The 22334-nt window shown below is 70.0% G+C and carries 10 protein-coding genes; 5 read left to right on the forward strand and 5 right to left on the reverse strand.

Features of this window, described 5'->3' with window-relative positions; genetic code table 11:
* Positions 1 to 25 precede the first annotated feature (25 nt).
* From AB0I41_RS09820 to AB0I41_RS09840, 5 genes are all read left to right on the forward strand, one after another.
* Entirely contained in the window at positions 26 to 2704 is a 2679-nt protein-coding gene (locus AB0I41_RS09820; RefSeq protein WP_357104202.1) for a LuxR C-terminal-related transcriptional regulator, read from the forward strand.
* Between the two features lie 16 nt (positions 2705 to 2720).
* Positions 2721 to 4007: a nicotinate phosphoribosyltransferase gene (locus tag AB0I41_RS09825; RefSeq protein ID WP_357104205.1), complete on the forward strand. Its 1287-nt coding sequence runs from the start codon at positions 2721 to 2723 to the stop codon at positions 4005 to 4007.
* Positions 4008 to 4022: 15 nt separating this feature from the next.
* Entirely contained in the window at positions 4023 to 4589 is a 567-nt protein-coding gene (locus AB0I41_RS09830) for an isochorismatase family protein (RefSeq protein ID WP_357104207.1), read from the forward strand.
* Positions 4590 to 4667: 78 nt separating this feature from the next.
* The gene (locus AB0I41_RS09835) at positions 4668 to 5882 is read left to right on the forward strand and encodes an MFS transporter (RefSeq protein WP_357104210.1); all 1215 of its coding nucleotides are present in this window, start codon (positions 4668 to 4670) and stop codon (positions 5880 to 5882) included.
* Positions 5883 to 6030: 148 nt separating this feature from the next.
* Entirely contained in the window at positions 6031 to 7461 is a 1431-nt protein-coding gene (locus AB0I41_RS09840; protein ID WP_357104213.1) for a M28 family peptidase, read from the forward strand.
* 425 nt (positions 7462 to 7886) lie between these two features.
* Here AB0I41_RS09840 and ctaD read toward each other — a convergent pair whose 3' ends face one another.
* From ctaD to AB0I41_RS09865, 5 genes are all read right to left on the reverse strand, one after another.
* A complete protein-coding gene (ctaD, locus tag AB0I41_RS09845) occupies positions 7887 to 9644 on the reverse strand; it encodes a cytochrome c oxidase subunit I (protein ID WP_357104216.1) in 1758 nt (585 codons plus the stop codon).
* A gap of 129 nt (positions 9645 to 9773) precedes the next feature.
* A complete protein-coding gene (locus tag AB0I41_RS09850) occupies positions 9774 to 10880 on the reverse strand; it encodes an FAD-dependent monooxygenase (protein ID WP_357104219.1) in 1107 nt (368 codons plus the stop codon).
* 520 nt (positions 10881 to 11400) lie between these two features.
* Positions 11401 to 11778: a hypothetical protein gene (locus AB0I41_RS09855; RefSeq protein ID WP_357104221.1), complete on the reverse strand. Its 378-nt coding sequence runs from the start codon at positions 11776 to 11778 to the stop codon at positions 11401 to 11403.
* A gap of 94 nt (positions 11779 to 11872) precedes the next feature.
* A complete protein-coding gene (locus AB0I41_RS09860) occupies positions 11873 to 18703 on the reverse strand; it encodes a polymorphic toxin-type HINT domain-containing protein (protein ID WP_357104224.1) in 6831 nt (2276 codons plus the stop codon).
* 106 nt (positions 18704 to 18809) lie between these two features.
* Complete coding sequence (locus AB0I41_RS09865; protein WP_357104301.1) at positions 18810 to 22313, reverse strand: LamG-like jellyroll fold domain-containing protein; 3504 nt, start codon at positions 22311 to 22313, stop codon at positions 18810 to 18812.
* Positions 22314 to 22334: the final 21 nt, after the last annotated feature.

Here is a 22334-nt window from a genome sequence, read left to right on the forward strand (position 1 = left end):
GGATTCACGTCGATATGCTGCTCCGATGAGTCGGTGGAGCTTCGTCGGCCGAACAGACGAACTTGACCGTCTGCATTCGGCGGTGGAAGGAGCCGAGGGGCGCGGGCTCTTCGTCAGCGGCCGGGCCGGCATCGGCAAGAGCCGACTGCTGCGCGAGGTGGTGGGCGCGCTGCCCGCCGACTCCTATGCGATCTGGTACGTGGCGGCCAGCACCGCCACCGCCGCCCTACCGTTCGGCGGGCTGGCCCAGGTGCTCCCCGCCGAGCAGCCGCAGGGCCTCTCCTCCGCCGGCGTGCTGCGCTGGGGCGTCGAGTTGCTGCAGGAACAGGCCGCCGGCCGGCGGATCGTGCTCGCCATCGACGACGCCCACCTGCTCGATCCGCCGTCGGCCGCGCTGGTCCACCTGCTCGCCCGCCAGGAGAACACCACCATCCTGGGGACGCTGCGCAACGGCGAGCAGGTGCCGCTGCCGATCCGGGCGCTCTGGACCGACGACCTGGTCGAGCACTTCGAGCTCGCCCCGCTCGGCCCGGCCGAGACGGCCGACCTGCTCGCGGCCATCCTGGACGGTCCCGTCGACGCCGGCTCGGCCGACCGGCTGTTCCGGCTCTCCGCCGGCAACCCGCTGCTCCTGCGCGAGCTGGTGCTGGCCGCCTCCGGCGGCGGCGAGCTGGACCGCCAGTACGGAGTCTGGCGCTGGACCGGCCGGCTGGAGCTGGCCCCCAGCCTCACCGACCTCATCGACACCCGGATCGAGCGGCTGGAGCCGGGCGTCCGGGCCGTGGTGGAGCTGGTCGCCTTCGGCGAGCCCCTCGGCCTGACCCTGTTGAACCAGGCCGCCGACCCGGCCGACGTGGAGCTGGCCGAGGAGCGCGGCCTGATCACCATGGCCCGCGACGACCGGCGGCTCGACGTCCGGCTGGCCCACCCGCTCTACGGCGAGATGATGCGGCGCCGCTGCCCGGTCAGCCGGACCCGGCGGTTGCAGGCACGCCTGGCGGAACTGCTGGAGCTGGTCGGCGCGCGGCGACGGGGCGACCTGCTCCGGGTCGCGGTGTGGCGGCTGGACTCGGGCACCGCCCAGGACGCCACGCTGCTGCTCGGCGCGGCCGCCCAGGCGTTCGCCCGGTACGACGTACCCCTGGCGACCCGGCTGGCCCGCGCGGCGCTCGACGCCGGCGGCGGCTTCGACGCCACGGAACTGCTCGCCACCATCCTGATGTTCGCCGACCGTCCCGACGAGGCGATCCGGGTGCTCGACGCGGTGGCCGGCGAGATCGACTGCGACCGGCGGCGCAGCCGCTGGCTGACCGTGCGCGGCATGGTGAGCTACTGGGGGTTCAGCCGGGAGTCCACCGTGGCGGAGATCGCCGAGGCGGGCGCGGGGCTGACCGACCCGGGCGACCAGGCGCGGGTCCGCGCCTTCGAAGCGATCATGCGGCTGCACGGAATGGACTCCACGGCGGCGCTCCGGCTCGCCCGGTCGGTGCTGGACCGCCCGGCCGCCAGCGTGTCGGCCCGGGAGCTGGCCCGCTGCACCATCGCCCACCTGGACGCGGCGCGGGGGCAGTTCCGGCGCAGCGCGACGGCGATCGCCCGGGTGGCGGCGGAGGCGCCGCACTGGCGCAACGACATGCCCTACCTCCAGCTGGCGATGGAACTGGCCCGGGGCACCCGGCTGGCCCTCGCCGGCGACCTGGCCGGCATCGACGCGATCGCCGCCGACGAGTTCGCCGACCTGGCCGGCGCCGGCGACTTCCGGCTCGGCACCGGCTACCTGGCGATCCTGCAGGCGCACGCGGCCCGGCTGCGCGGCCGCAGCGGCGAGGCGCTGAAGGTCAGCCTCGGCGCCTGCGCGGTGCTGGCCACCAGCCGGGTCTACGCCGGGCTGGCGCAGGCCGAACGGGCCCAGGCTGCGGCGTTGCGCGGCGAGGCCGGACACGCCGCGGAGGCGATGGCCGAGGCCGACCGGACCCACGCCCCCGGCATGGTGGTGCTCTACCCCTGGCTGGAGCAGGCCCGCGGCGCGGTGCTGGCCGCCGGCGGCGACCTGCCGGGCGCCGCCGAGCACCTGTGCAACCTGGCCGACCGGCTCCGCGCCGACGGCTTCGCCGCGCACGAGGTGCTGGTCCTGCACGACCTGGTCCGGTTCGGGCAGGCGGCGGCGCCGGTCGGCCCGACCTGCACCGACGGCGGGCGGCGCACCGTCGCGCAGCGGCTGACCGAGCTCTCCGAGCGGGTCGACGGGGTGCTGCCGCCCCTGCTCGCCCGCTACGCCCGGGCCGCCGTCGCCGGTGACGACGCCGAACTGCTGGCGGTGGCCGACGGCTTCGCCGCGCTCGACCTGGCGGTCTGGGCCGCCGAGGCGGCCGCGACCGCGCTGCGCGAACTGCGCCGGGAACGCGCCGCCTCGGCCGGCGCCGCCCACCAGCGACTCGCCGGCCTGCTCGGCGGCTGCGACCAGATCCACACGCCGGCGCTGGAGGCGTTGCGGCCGGCGCTGTCCGACCGGGAACGGCAGATCGCCGGGCTGGCCGCCGCGGGGGTGACCAGCCGGGCCATCGCCGAACGGCTGTTCCTGTCCACCCGCACCGTGGAGAACCACCTCCAGCGGGTCTACAGCAAGCTCGGCATCACCGGGCGGGCGGAGCTGCCCGCTGCGCTGCGATCGCTCACGGGCCACGACGGCGCGGAACCGGCGTGAACTCTAGGCTGGGGAGGTGAACACCCTTCGCCCCGCGCTGCTGACCGACCACTACGAGCTGACCATGGTCGGCGCGGCCCTGCGAGACGGCACCGCCGAACGGCGCTGCGCCTTCGAGGTGTTCACCCGGCGGCTGCCCGCCGGGCGCCGCTACGGGGTGGTCGCCGGGACGGGCCGGCTGGTCGAGCTGATCCGCGACTTCCGCTTCGACGCCGACGAGGTGGACTTCCTGCGCCGCACCGGGGTGGTGGACGACCGGGCCGCCGAGTGGCTGGCCGGCTACCGTTTCACCGGCGACGTCGACGGATACGCCGAGGGTGAGCTCTTCTTCCCCGGCTCGCCGATCCTCACCGTCTCCGGCGGTTTCGCCGAGTGCGTGGTGCTGGAGACGCTGGTGCTGTCGGTGCTCAACCACGACAGCGCGGTCGCCGCCGCCGCCGCCCGGATGGTCACCGCGGCCCGTGGCCGCACCCTGATCGAGATGGGCGCCCGGCGGGCCCACGAGGAGGCGGCGGTGGCCGCGGCGCGGGCAGCGTACCTGGCCGGGTTCCGGTTCACCTCGAACCTCGCCGCCGGCCAGCGCTTCGGCATCCCCACCGCCGGCACCGCCGCGCACGCCTTCACCCTGCTGCACGACGACGAGAAGGCGGCGTTCGCCTCGCAGGTCGCCACGCTGGGCAAGGACACCACGCTGCTGGTCGACACGTACGACATCAGCCAGGGCATCCACAACGCGATCGAGGTGGCCGGGCCGGAGCTGCGGGCCGTCCGGATCGACTCCGGCGACCTGGCGGTGATCGCCCAGCAGTCCCGGGAACTTCTCGACTCGCTCGGCGCCACCGAGACGAAGATCATCGTCTCGGGCGACCTCGACGAGTACGCCATCGCCGCCCTCGCCGCCGAGCCGGTGGACATGTACGGCGCCGGCACCGCCGTGGTCACCGGCTCCGGCGCGCCCACCGCCGGGCTGGTCTACAAGCTGGTCGAGGTGGACGGACGGCCGGTGGTCAAGCGCTCCGAGCAGAAGGCCACCATCGGCGGCCGGAAGGTCGCGGTACGCCGGCACAAGCCCACCGGCACCGCCACCGAGGAGGTCATCGTGCCGCAGGGCGTGCCGGACCGGCAGCCCAACGACCGCCTGCTCCAGCGCTCCTTCATCATCGACGGCGAGCCGGTCGCGCTGCCCTCGCTGGACGAGTCCCGCGAGCACCTGCGACAGTGTCTGATCTCCATCCCGTGGGAAGGGCTCAAGCTCTCCGGCGGCGACCCGGCGGTGCCGGTCACCGTCGTTCCGGCAAGCTGAGGAAGGGGCGCTCCGATGGCAAACGCCTTGATCATCGTGGACGTGCAGAACGACTTCTGCGAGGGCGGCTCCCTCGCCGTCGCCGGCGGCGCGGGGGTCGCCGCCGGCGTCTCCCGGCTGCTCGCCGCCGAGCCGGACCGCTGGGACCACGTGGTCGCCACCAAGGACTACCACGTCGACCCGGGCCCGCACTTCGGCGATCCGCCGGACTACGTCGAATCCTGGCCCCGGCACTGCGTCGTCGGCACCGCCGGCTCCGAGTTCCACCCCGCCCTGGAGACCGGCCGGGTCGAGGCGATCTTCCACAAGGGCGAGCACGCCGCCGCGTACTCCGGCTTCGAGGGGCACGCCGACGACGGTGGGTGCCTGGCCGACTGGCTGCGGCGGCACGACGTGGACCGGGTCGACCTGGTCGGGATCGCGACCGACCACTGCGTCCGGGCCACCGCGCTGGACGCCGCCCGGGAGGGCTTCGCCACCACGGTGCTGCTCGACCTCACCGCCGCCGTCGCACCGGACACCCTCGACGTGGCGCTGCGGGCGATGGACGGCGCCGGAGTCACCCTGCGCGGCAGCCTGTGATCAGGGCCGCTTGAGCCGGTAATCGCTTGCCGATGTCGTACCACCGGTCGAGGATGACCGCCGGAGGTACGGACCATCGTGAACTTGACGCCTTACCGGCAGACGCTGGCCCTGCCCGGGCTCCGGCCGTTGCTGCTGGTGTCCGTGCTGGCCCGCATCCCACTCACCGCGACCGGGGTGACGCTCACCTTCTTCGTGGTGCTCGACCTGGGCCGCGGCTACGGCGCGGCCGGCCTGGTCGGCGCCGCGATGACCGTCGGGGCGGCGCTCGGCTCGCCGCTGCTCGGCCGCCTGGTCGACCGGCGCGGCCTGCGCCCGGTGGTCGCCCTGACCACCGTCGCCGAGGCGGTGTTCTGGGCCGGCGCGCCGGCACTCTCGCTGCCCCTGCTGCTACCGGCCGCCTTCCTCGCCGGCCTGCTCGCCCTGCCGATCTTCTCGATGATCCGCCAGTCCATCGCCGCGCTGGCCCCGGAGGACCGGCGGCGCCCCGCGTACGCGCTGGACTCGATGTCCGTCGAACTGTCGTTCATGGTCGGGCCCGCGCTCGCCGTGGCGCTGGCCACCACCGTCTCGGCGCGCACCACCCTCTGGGCGGTCGGTGCTGGCGTGGTCGCCTCGGGCATCGCGTTCTGGCTGCTCAACCCGCCCACCCGCAGCGCCGGTGAGCCGGCCGGGCCGCAGCCCCGCACGCCCCGGCGGGAGTGGCTCACCCCCCGCATGCTGGCCGTGCTCGCGGTCAGCGGCGCGGCCACCCTGGTACTCGGCGGCACCGACGTCGCGGTGGTCGCCGTACTGCGGGCCAGCGGCGAGGTCGGCTGGACCGGCGCCGTGCTCACCATGTGGGCGGTCGCGTCGCTGGTCGGTGGCTTCGCGTACGGGGCCGTGCACCGCACCTTCTCCCCGCTGGCGCTGATGGCAGCGCTGAGCCTCTGCACCATCCCGGTCGGGCTGGGCGGCGGCCACTGGTGGCTGCTCTGCCTGGTCCTCATCCCGGCTGGCGCGCTCTGCGCCCCGACCATCGCGGCCACCTCCGACGCGGTGAGCCGGCTCGCCCCGGCGTCCGTCCGCGGCGAGGCGATGGGCCTGCACGGCTCGGCGGTCACCGTCGGCATCGCGATGGGCGCCCCGCTGGCCGGTGCGGTGATCGACGCCTCGGCGCCGCTCTGGGGCTTCGCGGTGACCGGCGCGATCGGCGTAGTGGTAGCCGCCGTCGTAGGCCTCGCCGAGCTGCGGTGGCGCCGGGTCACGGCCGACGACGCCGGCGGCCTCGACGTGGCAACCGTGACCGGCTGAAGCCGCGCCCACCTCGACCTCTTGGCCACTTGACGCAGCCAAACGGATCTTGGAGCGGGTGGGCCGACGGGATAGCGTCGGATCTTGGTGAGCTCGGTCACGCATCGTTCAGACCGAGCTCAACCCTTGGATCAGATCAGGAGCACGCATGCCCTCATACAGCGTCAAACCCGCCACACCCGCCACCGATTCGTCGCGCTCCACCGTGAGCCGGCGGCGGATGCTGACGGTCGCCCTCGGTGGCGCGGCCACCGTTGCCCTTCCCGCCCCGGCCTGGGCGGCCACCGATGAGCGGCCCGGCGCACAGCGGCCGCCGACCCTCACCCCCGACGACCGCACAGTGGTCGCTCAGGTCTCGGCCGAGCGGGCGCTGTCGCATCTGCGCGTCCTCAGCGAGGACATCGGACCGCGCATCGGCGGGACGGCCTCCGAGCGTCGCGCCGCCGACTACATCGCCCGGACGCTGGACCACCTGGGGTACGACACGCGTCTGCAACCGTTCGCCGTGGCGGACAAGTTCCTCGCCCAGCTCAGCTCGCCGGCCGGACTCCCCACCGACCTGTGCTGGCAGGCCGGCGCCTCTGCGCACGCCGCACTGGACACCACCGTCAGCGGCGACGTGGTGGACGTGGGCGCGGGCGCACCCGAGAACTACCCCGCGGACGTCACCGGTCGCATCGTGCTGATCGACTACGTGTCGTCGCGGCGCGAGCAGCTGGTGGCCACCGCCCAGGCCCGAGGGGCCGCCGCCGTCGTGTTCCTGCCGGCCGACGCCGTAGCGCCCCGGCGGGCCGCGGCGTTCTCGCCGACCCTGCCCGGCTCGGCCAACTCGCCGGCGCCGATCCCGGTTGTCGGGGTCGCCCAGGCGCAGAAGCACCGGCTGCGTGACCTGGTCGCCACCGGTCGGCTCACGCTCACCATCGCCACCACCGCGCACCGCGACCTGACCTCGCACAACGTCATCGCCGAGCGGGTGGGGCCGTCCGGTGCCGGTGGGCCGGTGGTCATGGTCAGCGCCCACTACGACACGGTGATCGGCGCTCCCGGCGCCAACGACGACGGCTCCGGCACCGTGCTCTGTCTCGAGCTGGCCCGCGTGCTGCGGGCGATCCCGGTCAACGCCACCCTCCGGTTCGCCCTGTGGGGCTCGGAGGAGCAGGGGCTGCTCGGCTCCCGCCACCACGTCGCGGAACTCCCTCAGGCGGAGCGGGACCGGTTCCTCGCGGTCTACCAGAACGACATGGTCGCCACCAGCTGGGACCCGGCGACGCGCTACTGGCTGCTCTCGTTCACCGGGCAGTCCAACCGGGCCACCGACGAGGTGGCGGCCGCCGCCGTCCGCCTCGGCTACGACCCGCGGGTCTCGCCGGTGACGCAGCGCGGATCCAGCGACCACCAGTCCTTCCAGCAGGTCGGCATCGCCAGTGCCAACTTCTCGTGGCGCGGCGAGGAGACCCCGGCACTGTTGGAGCCGCCGTACCACACGCCGGAGGACACGATCGCCAAGAACATCAGCCTGGAGCGGCTCCAGGTGTCGCTTGAGCTGATCGGCTGCGCCGCGTACGCGACGGCCCGCTGACGGGTCCCGCCCGTGGGCCGGCGACGGTCCACGGGCGGGAAGACAAAAGGCGATGGGCGCCGTCCCCGACGGGGGCGGCGCCCGTCGTACGTGGAGCCGAGGGTCTGGCCGGCGGCCAGCTCCGGGAACTTGTGGTCGAAGGCCGGCCGCGGTGGAGTCGGGCGTGTAGCGGCGGTCAGACGCATGCCCAATGAGCGATATACCTGAGAGGCATATTTATGACTGGCAGGCATATTGCTCAGGAATACATCCGCACCCGGCCAACGCGACGCTCCGTGACCGCACCAGCAGAGGCGGCGGATGCCGACGACACGTAGGCCCCAGCCGGGCGCCAGAACGGCGGGCTGCCGCCGAGGCCGGTACGGCGACGGGCGCCGTACCCCGGAAGGGGTGCGGCGCCCGTCGTCGGTGTCGCGTGCGGTGCGTCAGCGCTGGTCGAGGTTACCGGCGGTGTCCTCGGTGTAGCTGGCTCCGCCGTCCGACTCGCTGGTCAGCGGCTTGGCGCCGCCCTCCGGCGGACCGGCCAGGGAATGGCCGGCGGCCAGCTCCGGGAACTTGTGGTCGAAGGCCGGCCGCTCGGAGCGGATCCGCGGCATCCGGTCGAAGTTGCGCAGGGGCGGCGGGGAGCTGGTGGCCCACTCCAGCGAGTTGCCGTAGCCCCACGGGTCCTCGACCTCGACCACCGGGCCGGACTTGTACGACTTCCAGCAGTTCCAGATGAACGGCAGGGTCGAGATACCGGTGATGAACGCACCGATGGTGGAGATCATATTCAGCGTGGTGAAGCCGTCGCTGGGCAGGTAGTCGGCGTAACGCCGCGGGAAGCCCTCGGCGCCGAGCCAGTGCTGCACCAGGAACGTGGTGTGGAAGCCGATCATGGTCAGCCAGAAGTGGATCTTACCGAGCCGCTCGTCGAGCATCCGGCCGAACATCTTCGGGAACCAGAAGTAGATGCCGGCGAAGACGGCGAACACGATCGTGCCGAAGAGCACGTAGTGGAAGTGCGCCACCACGAAGTACGAGTCGTGGATGTGGAAGTCGAGCGGCGGACTGGCCAGCAGCACACCGGTGAGACCACCGAAGAGGAAGGTCACCAGGAAGCCGATCGAGAAGAGCATCGGCGTCTCGAAGGTGATCTGGCCCCGCCACATGGTGCCGAGCCAGTTGAAGAACTTCATCCCGGTGGGCACGGCGATCAGGTAACTCAGGAAGCTGAAGAACGGCAGCAGGACCTGGCCGGTGCCGAACATGTGGTGCGCCCAGACGCTCATCGACAGCGCGGCGATGGAGATGGTCGCGGCGACCAGGCCCTTGTAGCCGAAGATCGGCTTACGGGAGAAGACCGGGATGATCTCGCTGATGATGCCGAAGAACGGCAGCGCGATGATGTACACCTCGGGGTGCCCGAAGAACCAGAACAGGTGCTGCCAGAGCATCGGCCCGCCGGTGGCCGGGTCGTACACGTGGGCGCCGATCAGCCGGTCCGCGGCGAGCGCCAGGAGCGCGGCGGCCAGCAGCGGGAAGACCAGGATCACCAGCAGGCTGGTGACCAGCATGTTCCAGGTGAAGATCGGCATCCGGAACATGGTCATGCCCGGGGCGCGCAGGGTCAGGATCGTGGTGATCAGGTTGACCGCGCCGAGGATGGTGCCCAGACCGGAGACGACCAGGCCGATCACCCACAGGTTCCCGCCGACCCCCGGCGAGTGCTCCATGTTGCTCAGCGGGGTGTAGGCGGTCCAGCCGAAGTCGGCGGCGCCACCCGGGCTGACGAAGCCGGCCGTCGCCATGGTGCCACCGAAGAGGTAGAGCCAGTAGGCGAAGGAGTTGAGCCGGGGGAACGAGACGTCAGGGGCGCCGATCTGCAGCGGCACGACATAGTTCGCGAAGGCGAACACGATCGGCGTCGCGAAGAACAGCAGCATGATCGTGCCGTGCATCGTGAACAGCTGGTTGTACTGCTCGGGCGACAGGAACTGCAGGCCCGGCCGCGCCAGCTCGGCACGCATGATCAGGGCCATCAGGCCGCCGATCATGAAGAACACGAACGCGGTGACCATGTACATGATCCCGATCTGCTTCGCGTCCGTGGTGCGCAGCAGCCGCGCGATGGCCGACCCCTTGACCGGCTCTCGGACCGGCCATGGCCGGGTCACGACCGGCTTGGGTGCGACGGTGGTCACGAATGGCCTCCGGTTCTCGGTTGTCCCGCTCGGCACGCGCTTCTATCTGCGAGCCGTCATCCGCAAGGAGGATAGTCCCCGGCAGGTGGGTGCGCCGATCGGGGTGGTGGGGCAGGATGGACGACCGCTCTAGAGCGGGTCGACGAGCAGCCGGTAGTGCTCCCGGAAGATCCGCCCGCCGCGCCCGCGCAGCAGCGGGTCGCGCAGCGCCGGCGGCACGTCCCGGGTCCGGTCGCGGTCGCGGGTCCGGTCCCGCACCCATCGGGTACGCGGGCGGCGACGACTCTCGTACGCCTCCAGCGCCGCCTCGACGCTGCCGGCCGCGGTCAGCGACTCGGCGAGCACCACCGCGTCCTCCAGCGCCATCGCCGCTCCCTGGCTCAGCGTCGGCGCGGTGGCGTGCGCGGCGTCGCCGACGAGCAGCACCGGACCGCGGTGCCAGCGGCCCAGCTCGACCTCGTCGGTGAGCCCCACCTGGACGTCACGCAGCGCGTCCAGCACGGCGGGCACCGGTCCGCCGTACTCCCCGAAGAGCTCGCGCAGCCGGGCGGCCGGATCCGCCGGGGCGGCCGTGCCGGCCTCGTCGGCGTAGCAGTACAGCCGGCCCGCGCCGATCGGCACCACCAGGAAGCCGGCGCGCTGCCCGAGCAGGGCCGTCCAGTCGGTGATCTCCGGGCCGTCCCGCACCACGGCGCGGTAGACGACCTGGCCGGCGGGACGGGGCGGCCCGCCGAGCGCGGCCAGGGAGCGCACCGCCGACCGGGGCCCGTCGGCGCCGATGACCAGGTCGTACTCGCCGCCGGTGCCGTCGGTGAAGGTGACCGCGACGCCGCCCGGCAGCAGCTCCACGGAGCTGACCTCGGCACCGTGCCGGACCGCGCCGCCGGCGCCGCTGAGCAGCACCTGGTACAGGTCCCGCCGGGGCAGCGCCCGGCACTCGCCGACCCCCGCCCAGAGCGCGTCGAGATCCACCTCACAGAGCGGCTCGCCCGCCGCGTCCAGGAAACGCTGCCGGTGGATCACCTGGCCGAGCCGGCGGACCGGGCCGTCCAGGTCGAGCCGGCGCAGCGCCCGGTCGGCGTTGCCCGGCAGGAAGAGGCCGGTGTCGACCAGCCCGTTCGGGGGGAGCTTCTCGGTGACGTCCGGCCGGAAACCCGCCATCCGTAGCGCCCGGGCGACGGCCAGACCGGCGATGCCCGCGCCGACGACGAGGATGCGCAGGGGGGAGCCACCCATGGTGGTGTACGCCTCCGGAGGGGTTCGGCACGCGTTGGAGGCAAGACACTACTCCGCGCGATCGACGCACGGTAGGCCTGATCGGCCCTGCCGCACGCGATCCTCGGACCCGCGCCACCATTCGCGTACGGGATTCATGTCCCCGCCCGGCCGATCCACCATCATCCGGCACGCCGGCACCTCCCACCCCCTGGATGATCTGCGGCTTCACCCCTCGGCGGCCCGCCCCTCGCGCAACAGGAGTGCAACCGGACGGGTGCGGCGAGGTGGTCTGACAAGGAGAGAGAGGGGGGGGCGTGCACAGCTCGACACGAGGCTCGGACGTGTAAATGTGTCGAATAACTTGGGAACGCTCCCGGCTTCGTGCCCTCGTCGCCGACCAGCTTCTCGCTGAACGGGGGCCGCCTGCTCTTGGGCCTGAGAACGCAAGGTGCGGGGTGTGGTCCCAACAGGACCACACCCCGCACCATGGTGATTTACCCGCGCATATTCAATCGATGACAGACGCCAGCAAGGTAGTTCAGGAACCGAGCAAATCATCCGCAGCGAACTCGGCGACTACCTCAGTTTCAAAGAGCGATGAATCCTGAGGAGTCACCAGGGTCACCAGAGACATCCCTCGACCAAGCAGGGTCACCTCGTAGGGCTCGTAGAGAAAGCTGCCTCCGCGACAGTAGGGGTCATCAATGGCGAGCATGGTCATCGAAGGCGACGCAGCCGGTTCATAGAGAATAGCGACCGGACCTTCATCACCTTCGATAAAATAACCGTCCCGCTCCCACCTCAGCTCCATATCGCGGTTTTTTGCCAGTAGTACCTCACCGCGCCGAGCGGGCATCTGGGCACCGGCCGACCATTCAGCAAAACCGCCCTCCACCCCCTCGGCCAATACAGACACTCGCATTTCCGGCCAACGGATGGCCCATCGTCGGAGAAAAGCTTCGATCCTCGCCCTGACATCACCCGGGACAACGAGCACCCGGTCACGCCCACTAATCATTGCGCCGGAACCAATCCTCGGTCTTCCCGATGAAGCTCACGTTACGTCGCGGCACCGTCAGCCCGCCGGGAGCCTCGAGGATGAACTGGCCCCGCCCACCTCGCAAGGGCTTCAGAGCGGACTTCGGGACACGCATCTCGAGAACATACTCCGACTTCGCCGAGGTGATGCCCAACTTCTTGAACGCTCCGGGTTCGGTCAACTGTGCCGGGCTCTTCGTGCTGAAGAAGGGGCCGGCACCATTCTTCGAGTCCCCGGGCAGAATCTGATAGGGATCCTGACTCTTGATGCCATTGAAGCCCTTCTTGTCCGTGTAGTGATAGACGGTGATATCGCAATTGTGGACAAGGACCGGGGCGTCGCCTGCAAACAGATAGTACGTGTGAGTGTCATCAACGGTGAGGTTGTACCTGACCTCGGACCCCTCGTATGAGTGGACCCGACTCACCGATACGGGCACGCCAGTCGCAGCGAGCAGTCGCTCACCCCGCACCAACTTCGCCGCGTCCACCCAGTCGCCCCGATCTTCGCTCCAGATGGGATGAGTCTGAGTGCCCTGAACCAGGAATTCGCCCTGCCCGTCGACTGCGAGAGTCAAGTCCGTCAAGTGGACGTCGAGGTTGATGTGGGTCGCAACGACCGGCTTGACCTCGGTTTTTCCGGTCACGGGATCCGTAGCCCAGACCTTGTCTCCGGGTTCAAGCTCCTCGATAGGCTTTCTCGTGCCGTCGGCAAGAAGAACTAAAGTGCCGGCAGCAAAGCTGTCACACCTCTTCGAAAACTTGAGGAAGTCCTTTACGCCACCTACAAGATCCCCGAGAAGGTTACTGATCCTCTTCGAGAGATTAGCGAGTTTCGCCCACTTCCATGGCGCGCCGTACTTCGTGGCGAGCTTGCCGAGCACACCACCCACCAGAGAGCCCGCAACGTTGATGGCCGTGTTGATGCAGCCACCCATGTCACCCTTGAGGAAGCAGTCCAGAGCGTCCGTGATGCCAAGCTCGTCCATGACAATCTTGGCGAGCGCCTTGGCGGCGCTGAGCAGCTTCTGCTTCGCCTTGGCAATCCGCTCCTGGCGCAGCCGCTCGGCCGCAGCAGCATTGTTGTCCTGGCCCCAGATCTTGCCGTAGTTCTGCGGCTTGTACTCGTTGGGAGCGGCAGGATCCCAACTGCCGGAGCAGCCGTGGCAACCGTCGTTGTGCCCCTTGACCTCGTGGTAGTTGCCGTACATGTCCTCGTAGTCGGCACCCGGTCCACAGGCGTCGTCCGAGCAGGCCTTCAGTCCGTCGGGGTCCGAGAACGAGATGGGGTTGTTGTTGGCGTAGGCGTACCCGTGCATCTGCTGCGGGTCGCTGATGTCCACGACCGGGTCGACCGATATGAACCGGCCGGTGACCTTGTCGTACTCCCGGGCCCCGATGTTGACCAGACCCGTGGTCGAGTCTTCGTTGCCGTTGACGAAGCCCTTCTCTGTGGGCCATTGCTCTGGTGACGGCTGGGTGCCGCGGGCCTCGCCAAACGGAGTGCTTCGCCGGTGGACGATCGCCCCGGTCTCATCGACCGTGGCCTGGCCGGTGCCGTGGTGGTCGTTGGCGACGTAGTACAGGCCGTTGAGCTTGCGGACGATGCTGGCCCCACCCGGCAGTCCGTAGTAGCGGGTGCCCTCGGTCGCCCTGGTGGTGTGGTTGAGCCGGATCTCCATACCCGGCAGGTAGAGGGTGGTGACGTTCGGCTCCTTGCGGAGCATCCGGGAGCCGTCGACGTCGTAGACGAAGCTGGTCTTCTTGCCGGCCGCGTCGGTCACCGACTCGAGGTTGCCCTCGGCGTCCCAGGCGAGGGTCTGGTCCTCGCCGGTCTTGGTCCGCCGCTTGGTGTTGCCGGCGGTGTCGTAGTCGTACGTGTGGAGCCGGTCACCCTGCGGGGTGGTCTCGGTCATCTGGCGCAGGGTGTGCGGCTGCGCCGTACCGGCGGTCGGGTACGTGTACGTGCGCTGGATCTGGGTGCTGCCGTCCGTGCCGTACTGCGACTCGGTCTTCCGGTTGCCCACCACGTCGAACGTGTAGAAGTGGTGGTAAGGCGCCACTCCACCTACACCGGTGACTGACGGGCCGCCGGCGCACGGGTCGGTGGCAGTGCTGTTCGACGTCCAGGCCCGCTCCATCCGGCGCAGGTAGTCGTAGGTGAAGCACTGCACGTCCCGGGTGCTCGAAGGCGTGTCGACGATCTGGGTGATGTTGCCGGACGGGTCGTAGGTGTAGCGGGCGTCGATGTCGATGATCGGCGCGCCGCTGCGGTCGAGTCGGTGGCCGACCAGTCGCTTGGAGCCCTGCTCGTACTGGTAGGTCGACCAGACCTTGTTGGCGCCCAGCGCCGTCTCGGTCTGGATGACCTCACCGGTGTACGAGTAGTCGACGTCGGTCAGGTACGACGCGTCGCCCTCGGACGCGGTCACCCGCTGCAGGCTGTCGTAGGTGTAGGCAATGGCCTCGAAGGGAAGGCCACCACCCTCCGATACACCGACGGAGGCCACCGTGCCGTCCGGGTTGTACTCGGTGGAGAAGGTGTACAGCCCCGCGAGTTCCGGGCCGGCGTGCGCGGGCACGTCGTAGTAGGTGGCGTGCGGCCGGTAGAACTCGTCGTAGCTGCCGACGTACGTGGTGTACTCGGCCCCGTCGACGTATCGGGTGCTCGACGACGCCTGGCCCAACATCTCCAGGTCGTACGTCCAGGCGCTCAGCAGCGTCCCGGTGTCCGCGGCCCCCTTGTAGACGGCGGTCTTTCGACCGACCTCGTCGTATGTGGTGCTGACCGTCTCGTTGACACCGTTGGTGGTGCTGGTGACCCGGTCCAGGTTGTCGTACTTGATCGTCGAGGTGCCGGCGTCCGGGTCGATCGACTTGATCTTGCGGCCGAGCTGGTCGTACTCGTGCTTCCAGACGTTGCCGGCCGGGTCCTTGACCGTGTCCAGCTGACCGGAACGGGTGTAGGTGTACTCGGTCTTGTCGTACGCGCCCGACGGCCCAACGCCCTTGTACTGCAGCAGCTGGGTCGTCTGCCCCAGGGCGTTGGTGATCGTCGTGATCGGGGTGCCGCCCTGCGGCGGGTCGACCGAGACGCGGTCACCGCCGTAGGTGGTGGTGGTGCGCCACTTCTCGTTCCCGGCCACGGAGAAGATCTCGTCCGTGACCCGGTCCGCGCCGTCGTAGACGTAGAACGTCTGGCCGTCGACCTCCCCGATGGTGACCGGGAAGATGGTGTCGGTCGGCGCGCCGGCGGCGTTGTACGTCGCGTACGTCCGGTCCAGCTTGCCGGTCGCGGTGTAGATGGTGTCCGCGATCATCCGCGTGCCGTTCGGCCCCTCGGTCTGCACCTGGCGCGGGCGCAGCAGGCCGTCGTGCAGCTTGTACTCGACGCTGTAGCTGCCGTCGTTCTGCCGCCGCTCGGTCTTGATGGCGACCGGCTTGTCGGTGCGGATCAGGTACGTGTACTTGATGCTCGGGTCGAGTCCGACCGCGCCGGTGCGGTCCGGCATCCACACCTTGTTCAGCCGGCCCATCGCGTCGTACTCGAGCTGGCTGACCAGGTTGTTCGGGTCGGTCTGCTTGACCGGGCTGCCCCAGGCCGGGGCGTACTCGGTGGTGGTGACGTGGGTGAGCGGGTTGGTCTCGACGACCTTGGTGGTCAGGCCGTTCGTCTCGGTGTAGTCGGTCCGGGTGACCTTGCCCATCGCGTCGGTCGCGGTCTTCGGCCGGCCATAGGAGTCGAAGGTGCCCTCCGCGGCCATGATGTACGTGGCCGTGGCGCCGTCGTGGCTCTTCAGCCGCTCGGACCTGGTCGGGTTGCCCACTGTGGGCGCGACCCCGAAGGCCTTGCCGTCGTAGAGCGTCCGGGTGTCGGAGACGACCTGCGTCTTGCGGTCCGGGGTGTCCGCGCACTTGACCGAGACGGATTCCACCCGCGACACGAGGTTGCGGAGGTATCCGGCCGTGCTGTCCGCGTAGGTGGTGCGGGTGCAGGCCTCGTCACCGGTGACGTCGACGTCGCCGAGGCTCTCGCTCATGGTGGCGCGGCCGTAGGTGGTGTCGAAGGTCGTGGTCGCCTTCGTCTCCCGCCAGCCGCCGGCCGCCAGCGCGATCAGGTCACGGGTGGTCTGCGTGTTGGTGAGCCACGCCTTGCTGTCGCCCCAGGTGTGCGACTCGGTGGCGGTGTTGTGCCGCCATGGGATGGTGATGGTCTTGCTCACCTCGGCCGCGCCGTCGAACGAGCGGGTCTCGAGCTGGTTGCCGGAGAACTCGTCGTAGTCGACGTACGTGCCGCCGGTGGAGTCGGTCACGCTGACGTCCCGGGTGTCGGTGCTGTTCGGCAACTTGTCGCCGTGCATCCCGCGGAAGTAGCGGTACTCGGTCTTCGTGGTGTAGGTCTGGCCGTTGCCGGCGGTCACGACGACCCGGCCGTAGCCGCGCCAGTCGCTCCAGGTGAGGTCCTTGGTGTCGGAGATGCCGTCGGGCTGTGACTTCCGCCAGGCGGCGCCGTCCAGATAGTCGTACTTGGTGACCATGTCCGGCGCGCCGCCGGTGCGGTCCGTCTCGATGACCTTGTCGACGACGTACTTGTGGAACCAGTCGGTGATATCGCTGCCGCTGCCGAGCGGGTTCCACTTGACCGGGTAGCAGCGCTGCGTGCTGTTGCCCTCGGTCGGCAGGTTCCCGACGCCGCAGTCCGGGGCCTTGTAGTTGACGTCGATCTGGCCGCCCGAGTCGGTCCAGACGGTGGCCAGCCGGAAACGGATCAGCGGGGAGATGTTGTCGTCGGACTTGTCGATCCGGTTCGGCAACTGAAGGCCGCCGAGCTCCACCGACGGCATGGTGATGTCGGCACCCGAGCCGTACATGCCGGTGTGCGTGATCTTGCTGAGCCAGAGCGTGCGGGACGCGTCACCGTTGTCGGTGAGCAGGTGGTCGAGCTTCCACTTGTCTACCGGCGTCCAACCGGCGCCCTCGCGGATCTCGGTGGTGATGCCGGTGAGCCGGGCCCGCGTCCAGAAGCTCGGGGTGGCCTGGTCGAGCCGGCACTTGGTGCTCGCGTTGCAGTTGCGGTCGAACGGCACGTCCGGCCAGTACGGCGCGGTGGTGGCGTTCAGGTCCTGCGGGTCGCAGTCGATGTTGCCGGCCGGCAGGCACCGCTCCTTCACCTCGAACTGCACCCGAGCCGGGGCGTTGGTGGTGTAGACAGCCCCGTCGCGCTCGCCGTAGTCGATCCGCTTGAGATAGCCGCCCCGGTGGTAGGACACGCCGTTGACGTCGGTCTTGGCCGCCCGGGCGTAGTAGTTCGTCTCGCGGGTGTAGTAGTAGGAGCTGACGTTGCCGTAGCGGTCCTTGACGTAGTCGAGGCTCCACCGCCACGCCTGGTCGCAGTACGAGTCGACGAAGGTGGCCTTGTTGCACGGCTCCAGGGCGTCGTCACCGAAGACCGGGACCGTCCAGGCGGAGTTGGTCTCCTCCATGTTGGTGGTCCAGCCGGGCAGCCGGTTCAGCCCGAAGTAGTACTCGGTGCCGTCGGTGGTGGTGACCTTCCAGCTCTCGCCGTCGTTGTCGCCGTTCACCGCGCCGGTGGACCGCTCGACCTTCGAGCCGTCGTCGTTGGCGAACTTCCAGGTGCTGCCGCTCTTCACCAGCTCGGTGGACTTGCCGTTGAGCAGGATGGTGGCGTTGTCGTGGGACCAGCACTGGTCGGCGTACTGGTCATGGCCGTCCTCGGCGCAGGACTTGTACCGGCGCTCGATGTGGCCGGGCTCGTAGTTGAAGCCCTCACCCACCCACGAGCCCTGGTTGTTGGTCGCCGCGGTGCGGCCGTCGACCGACTGCGAAGAGTAGGCCAGGGTAATACCCGGTGCTCCGCCGCCCGCGACCGGGGGTGTACGCAGCGGGTACGTCCAGGAGAAGCCACCGGTGGACGGGGCCACCGACCACTTCGACGACGGGGTGAGCTTCGTCGCGCCGTAGTCACCCTGGGACGAGGACTCGCTGGCGGTCAGCGCGAAGGTGGTGCTTGTCGCCGCAGCGCTCACCTTCGCCGAGACGGTCTTGTGCTCACCGTCGTTGACGGTCGGCAGCCGCTCGGGCGCGCACCCGGCCTTCTCCGGCGTGGTGAGGGCGCACTCCGGCAGCTTGACCAGCTTGAGGCGGGCACCGAAGTCACCGCCGTACAGGCCGGCCAGGCCGTCATAGCTGACGCCGAGCTGGATGTCGCCGGCGGCCTGCTGGCCGTCGGCGCGGCTGACCCGTACCAGCGGGCCGTCGACCTTGGCCCGCTCGGAGGCCTTGCGGTCGAGCACCTCGATGCGGACCTTGCTCGGCGCGGAGGTCGGAGTGGAGGACGGCGCTGCCGCCTTGGCGTCCGTCTTCGGGGCGGAAGCGGCCACGGCCGACACCGACACGGCGAGACCGCCGGCCTTGCCGGTAGCAGCCGGCCCGGTGGCCGGGGCTCCGGCACGCGCGCCGGCCTGCGCCGGCACGGCTGCGGGAGCAGCGGGTACGGCGATCTCGGTGGCGCCCGCCGCCGGCCAGGTGACCTTGGCGGGGGTTGTCGTGGCGGCATCGGCCGCCGGGTTGCCCTTGCGCGGCTTCACGCCGAGCGGGGCACGGTTGGCAACGGTCTTGCCGACGTCGGTGGCCGTCGGGCGTTTACGCTCCGCCGCGGCCGAGGCGGGAGCGGTGGCCACCTGGATGAGACTCACGCTCATCACACCGGCCATCGCCCAGGACACCGGTCGCACCACCCGGCGCCGCATAGCGCCGGACGCGACCAGGACTCGGGAGAACATCCACCCTCCCCAGGGGTCGATTCGGAAAGGAAAGAAGAAATCGATCGGGACCGAAAGCAGGAGGCGTCGGGGCCGTCCCGGAAGGACGGCCCCGACGCCGGGGATCTCAGATGTTGCGGTTCTCGCCGATGACGCGGATCTTGTCGATCTTGACCTTGTCGGCGACACCGTCGTAGACGCGGATCTCGTCGAGGCTTCCCGACAGGTGCTCGGTCGCCACGCCGTCGATGATGGCCCGGCCGAACTGGAGGCTGGTCATCGACGTCGGCGTGAACGGGTTGGCCAGCGGAGGCAGCGCCGTCGACTGGCCGTCGACCCAGAGCACGAGCTCACGGGTGTAACCGTTGTAGACCAGGGCGAGGTGGTTGCCCGAGTTCGACCGCGACGCGATCGCGCCGGTCTCCACCGGGGTGAACTGGGCGCCCGTCTTGTCCTCCGTGGTCGCGGCCAACTCCCACTGTCCGTCGCCGTTGGCCCGCACGACGATGGTGGTGTTGTTCGTGCCCTTGACGGAGAAGGCGGTCATCGGGTGGCCGACGGAGCTGCTGGTGAGCCGTACCCGGGCGGTGATGGTAAAGCTGCCCGTGGGGTCGACGACGGCGCTGGACGTCTCGGCGTACTGGTCCGCCTTGCCCATCAGCCGCAGGTGGCCGGTGCCGACGAATCGGCCGATCGGAGTCGGGGTCTTCGCCAGGATGCTCTCCTGGCTGAGAAGCAGCGGCGATCCCCCGTCCACCTCCGGGCTCTGCTTGCTGACCTGGTCGTTGACCTGCCAGTAGCCCTTACGGACCAGCACCTGCTTCTGCAGCCCGGTCGAATCCTCGGTCACGATGGGCCGGTCGAAGACCGAGACGTCGGCCATGCCCCCCTTCCAGAAGTCGGAGTACCCACCGCCCTTGTAGGTGTGGCGGCCGAGCTGGAGGGGACCACGGGCCCGGACCAGCGAGCGCCGGTCCTTGACAACCGGGGCGGCAGCCCCGACCTGGAGTGAGATTTTCTTGTTCGGGCCGTCGAAGATCGCCGTGACGAAGGTCCACTCGGTCGTGGCCGCGCCCGCCGTCACCTTCCACTCGCCCAGGTTGAGGACGTCGTTGGTCGGCATCCGGAAGAACCAGGTGCCCTGGTCGACACCGAGGCTGAACCCGGGCTCGCCGGTGCCGTCCTGGCTGACCGCCACCTGGCGCCGGTTGACGTCGTCCACCCGGAACCAGCCGGTGATGGCGAAACTCTGCGACGTGTCGGCCAGGACCGACTTGTCGGTGACCATGTAGGCGTTGGAGGTGCCGTCGAACACGGCGGACCGGTCCCACTGGCCGAAGTTGTTGTCGGAGGCGAAGGTGACCCCGCTGCCGACCTTGGCGTCGTTCGGGCCTGCCACGTCGTTGGCGTAGGCCGCCCCCGCCACGTCGGCCATCGGCCACTGGGACACCGGCGGACGCTTGCCGACGCGGAAGGTGCAGGCAGCGGGGGAGCTGGCCCGCTTCGCCGCGTCAACCGCCTTGACGAAGAGCTGCCGCGGGCCCTCCTTGTCCGGAGTCCACTGGATGGTCACCGGGCCACCGGAAATGGTCGGCTTCACCGAGATGGTCGGCCCGCCGTTGAAGTTGTACTGGTACTCGACGACGTCCGTGGCCGCCGAGTCGAAGGTGAAGCTGCCCACCACGCCGATCGACCCACGCCACTGGTCGTCGTCGAGACAGTCGGCAGTGGTGTCGGTGCTGTCCAGCGGGAGGTACTCGGCCGAGTCGACGTCCGGAGCGCTCGGGCTGGTGGCGTCGAAGATGAACTGGCAGACGTTGCGAGAGCCGTCGGAACTCCACGGACCCCAGCTCACGCCGTCAAATGCCCGGACCTCCCAGGACATCGTGACGTTCTGCGGGATGGTCTTGGGCACGTAGTAGCTGAACTTGGATCCGCTCGCCTTGTACGGCGTGGTGTAGGTGAGCGTCTGGAGCGTCCCACCTGGCGGGGTGTAGGTGACCTTGAACTGAGTCTGGATCTGCTCGGTGTGGGACGACGAGTGGTCCGGGTCACGCATGATCGCGTCGAGTCGCGGCACCTCCGGGGTGTAGGGCACGTTTGTGGCGTAGACGCAGGCGCCACCGGGCGACATGGTCAGTTCCGACAGGTTGGCGATCAGCGGCGCCCGGTTGTAGCGGACCGAGAGCACGCCGTTGTCGCAGAAGCGCTTGGTGTGCGTGGAGTCGCTCTCGTTGACCGACTTCATGCCGAGGGTGACGTTGCTCCACCCCTTCGCCACGGCCTGCTGCACCGCGACCTTGGCGTCCCACTCGGTGTTCTGGTTGGTCGAGGTGCAGGTCGACTGGACGCTCGTCGGGGAGTTCGTGTCGAGGTGGGTGGCGGTCGACCAGCTGGAGCCGCCGGGCTGGTTGCTCCAGTTGGTGGAGGTGCTGATCCCCGCCGGCATGAGGTAGAGCGCCGCCGCCCGGGCGGTGGAGTTGTAGACGTGCTGCAACGTCACCCGGAAGGTGGCCGACAGGATCGTCTTGCCGGCGTACGGGGTGGCGAGGCGGTAGAAGAGGCGCTTGACCTTGGAGCTGTTGCAGTAGTTCGGGCAGAGGGCGATGCGCTCGTGCCGCTTGGTGTCGAACTTCCAGTACTCCTCGTTGGGGTAGCCGCTGTCGACCATCGCCCAGGCGCTGTTGGTGCTGCTCTGCCACACCGGGTCCACGTACACCGGGTAGGTGGTGTCCGGGTCGGCGAGCATCGCCGGGTCCGGGGTGAGGCGGAGGGTGCCCTGGGTGTAGTCGAGGCCCACCTGGGCGACCCGGGAGTTGTCCCCCGGCCCCTGCGCGGAGGCCGCGTTCGGGTCGTCGCCGACGGTGGTCTCCGCGTCGGTCGTAGCGGAGGAACGCAGCCCGCCGCCGTCCGGCGGGGTGCCCTCCTGGGTACCGCTGTCCCACATGGTCGGAGCGTCGGCCTCCATCACCGGGTTGGCGGTGGCGGGATCGAGGGCGACGACGCCGCCGTCCGCGGTCTCCTGGATGTCCAGGCCTTCACCGGTCACCCCGAGCTTGAGGGTCTGCAGCTCCGGCAGGTTCGCCGCCTCCGGGGTCTTGAGCACCAGGACGTGCGAGAAGCCCTCGACGGTCACGTTGGCGACCAGGTCGACGTCCGTGAACACCTCGGGGTAGATGAGCTGGGCCCCGTTGAGGGTGGGCGTCGGCAGCGGGTTGGGCCAGGTCAGCGTCATGACCCGCGCGTCCCGCTCGGCGACCATCAGCGGCGTGCTGCCGCCGCCGGAGAGCCGCATGTTGAGCAGCGTCGCGGTGGGCGTGAAGGTGCCGTCCGGCTGGGCGACGAGCGTCGCGTCGGTCGGCACCCAGCTGTCGCCCTGGAGCACCCGGACCGCCTGGTTGTACTCGTTGGCGATCAGCGTGCCGTCGGGCTGAGCGAAGACGTCGCGGAACTCGCTCCGCTCCGCGAGCACCTCGACCGGCTGGTTGAGCGACGCGGCCGCCAGGAGCGCCTCGGGCTCGGTGTCCCGGACCGGGTTCTCCTCCATTGCGGCGACCGGCACCGGCACCGGCTCGGAAGCCCACTGCTCGACGTAGGCCGTGCTGGACAGCAGGCCGGCGAGGCCCACCATGAGGCCGAGCGTGAAGAGCCG

Source organism: Micromonospora sp. NPDC050200 (assembly GCF_040656135.1).
Lineage (GTDB): Bacteria > Actinomycetota > Actinomycetes > Mycobacteriales > Micromonosporaceae > Micromonospora.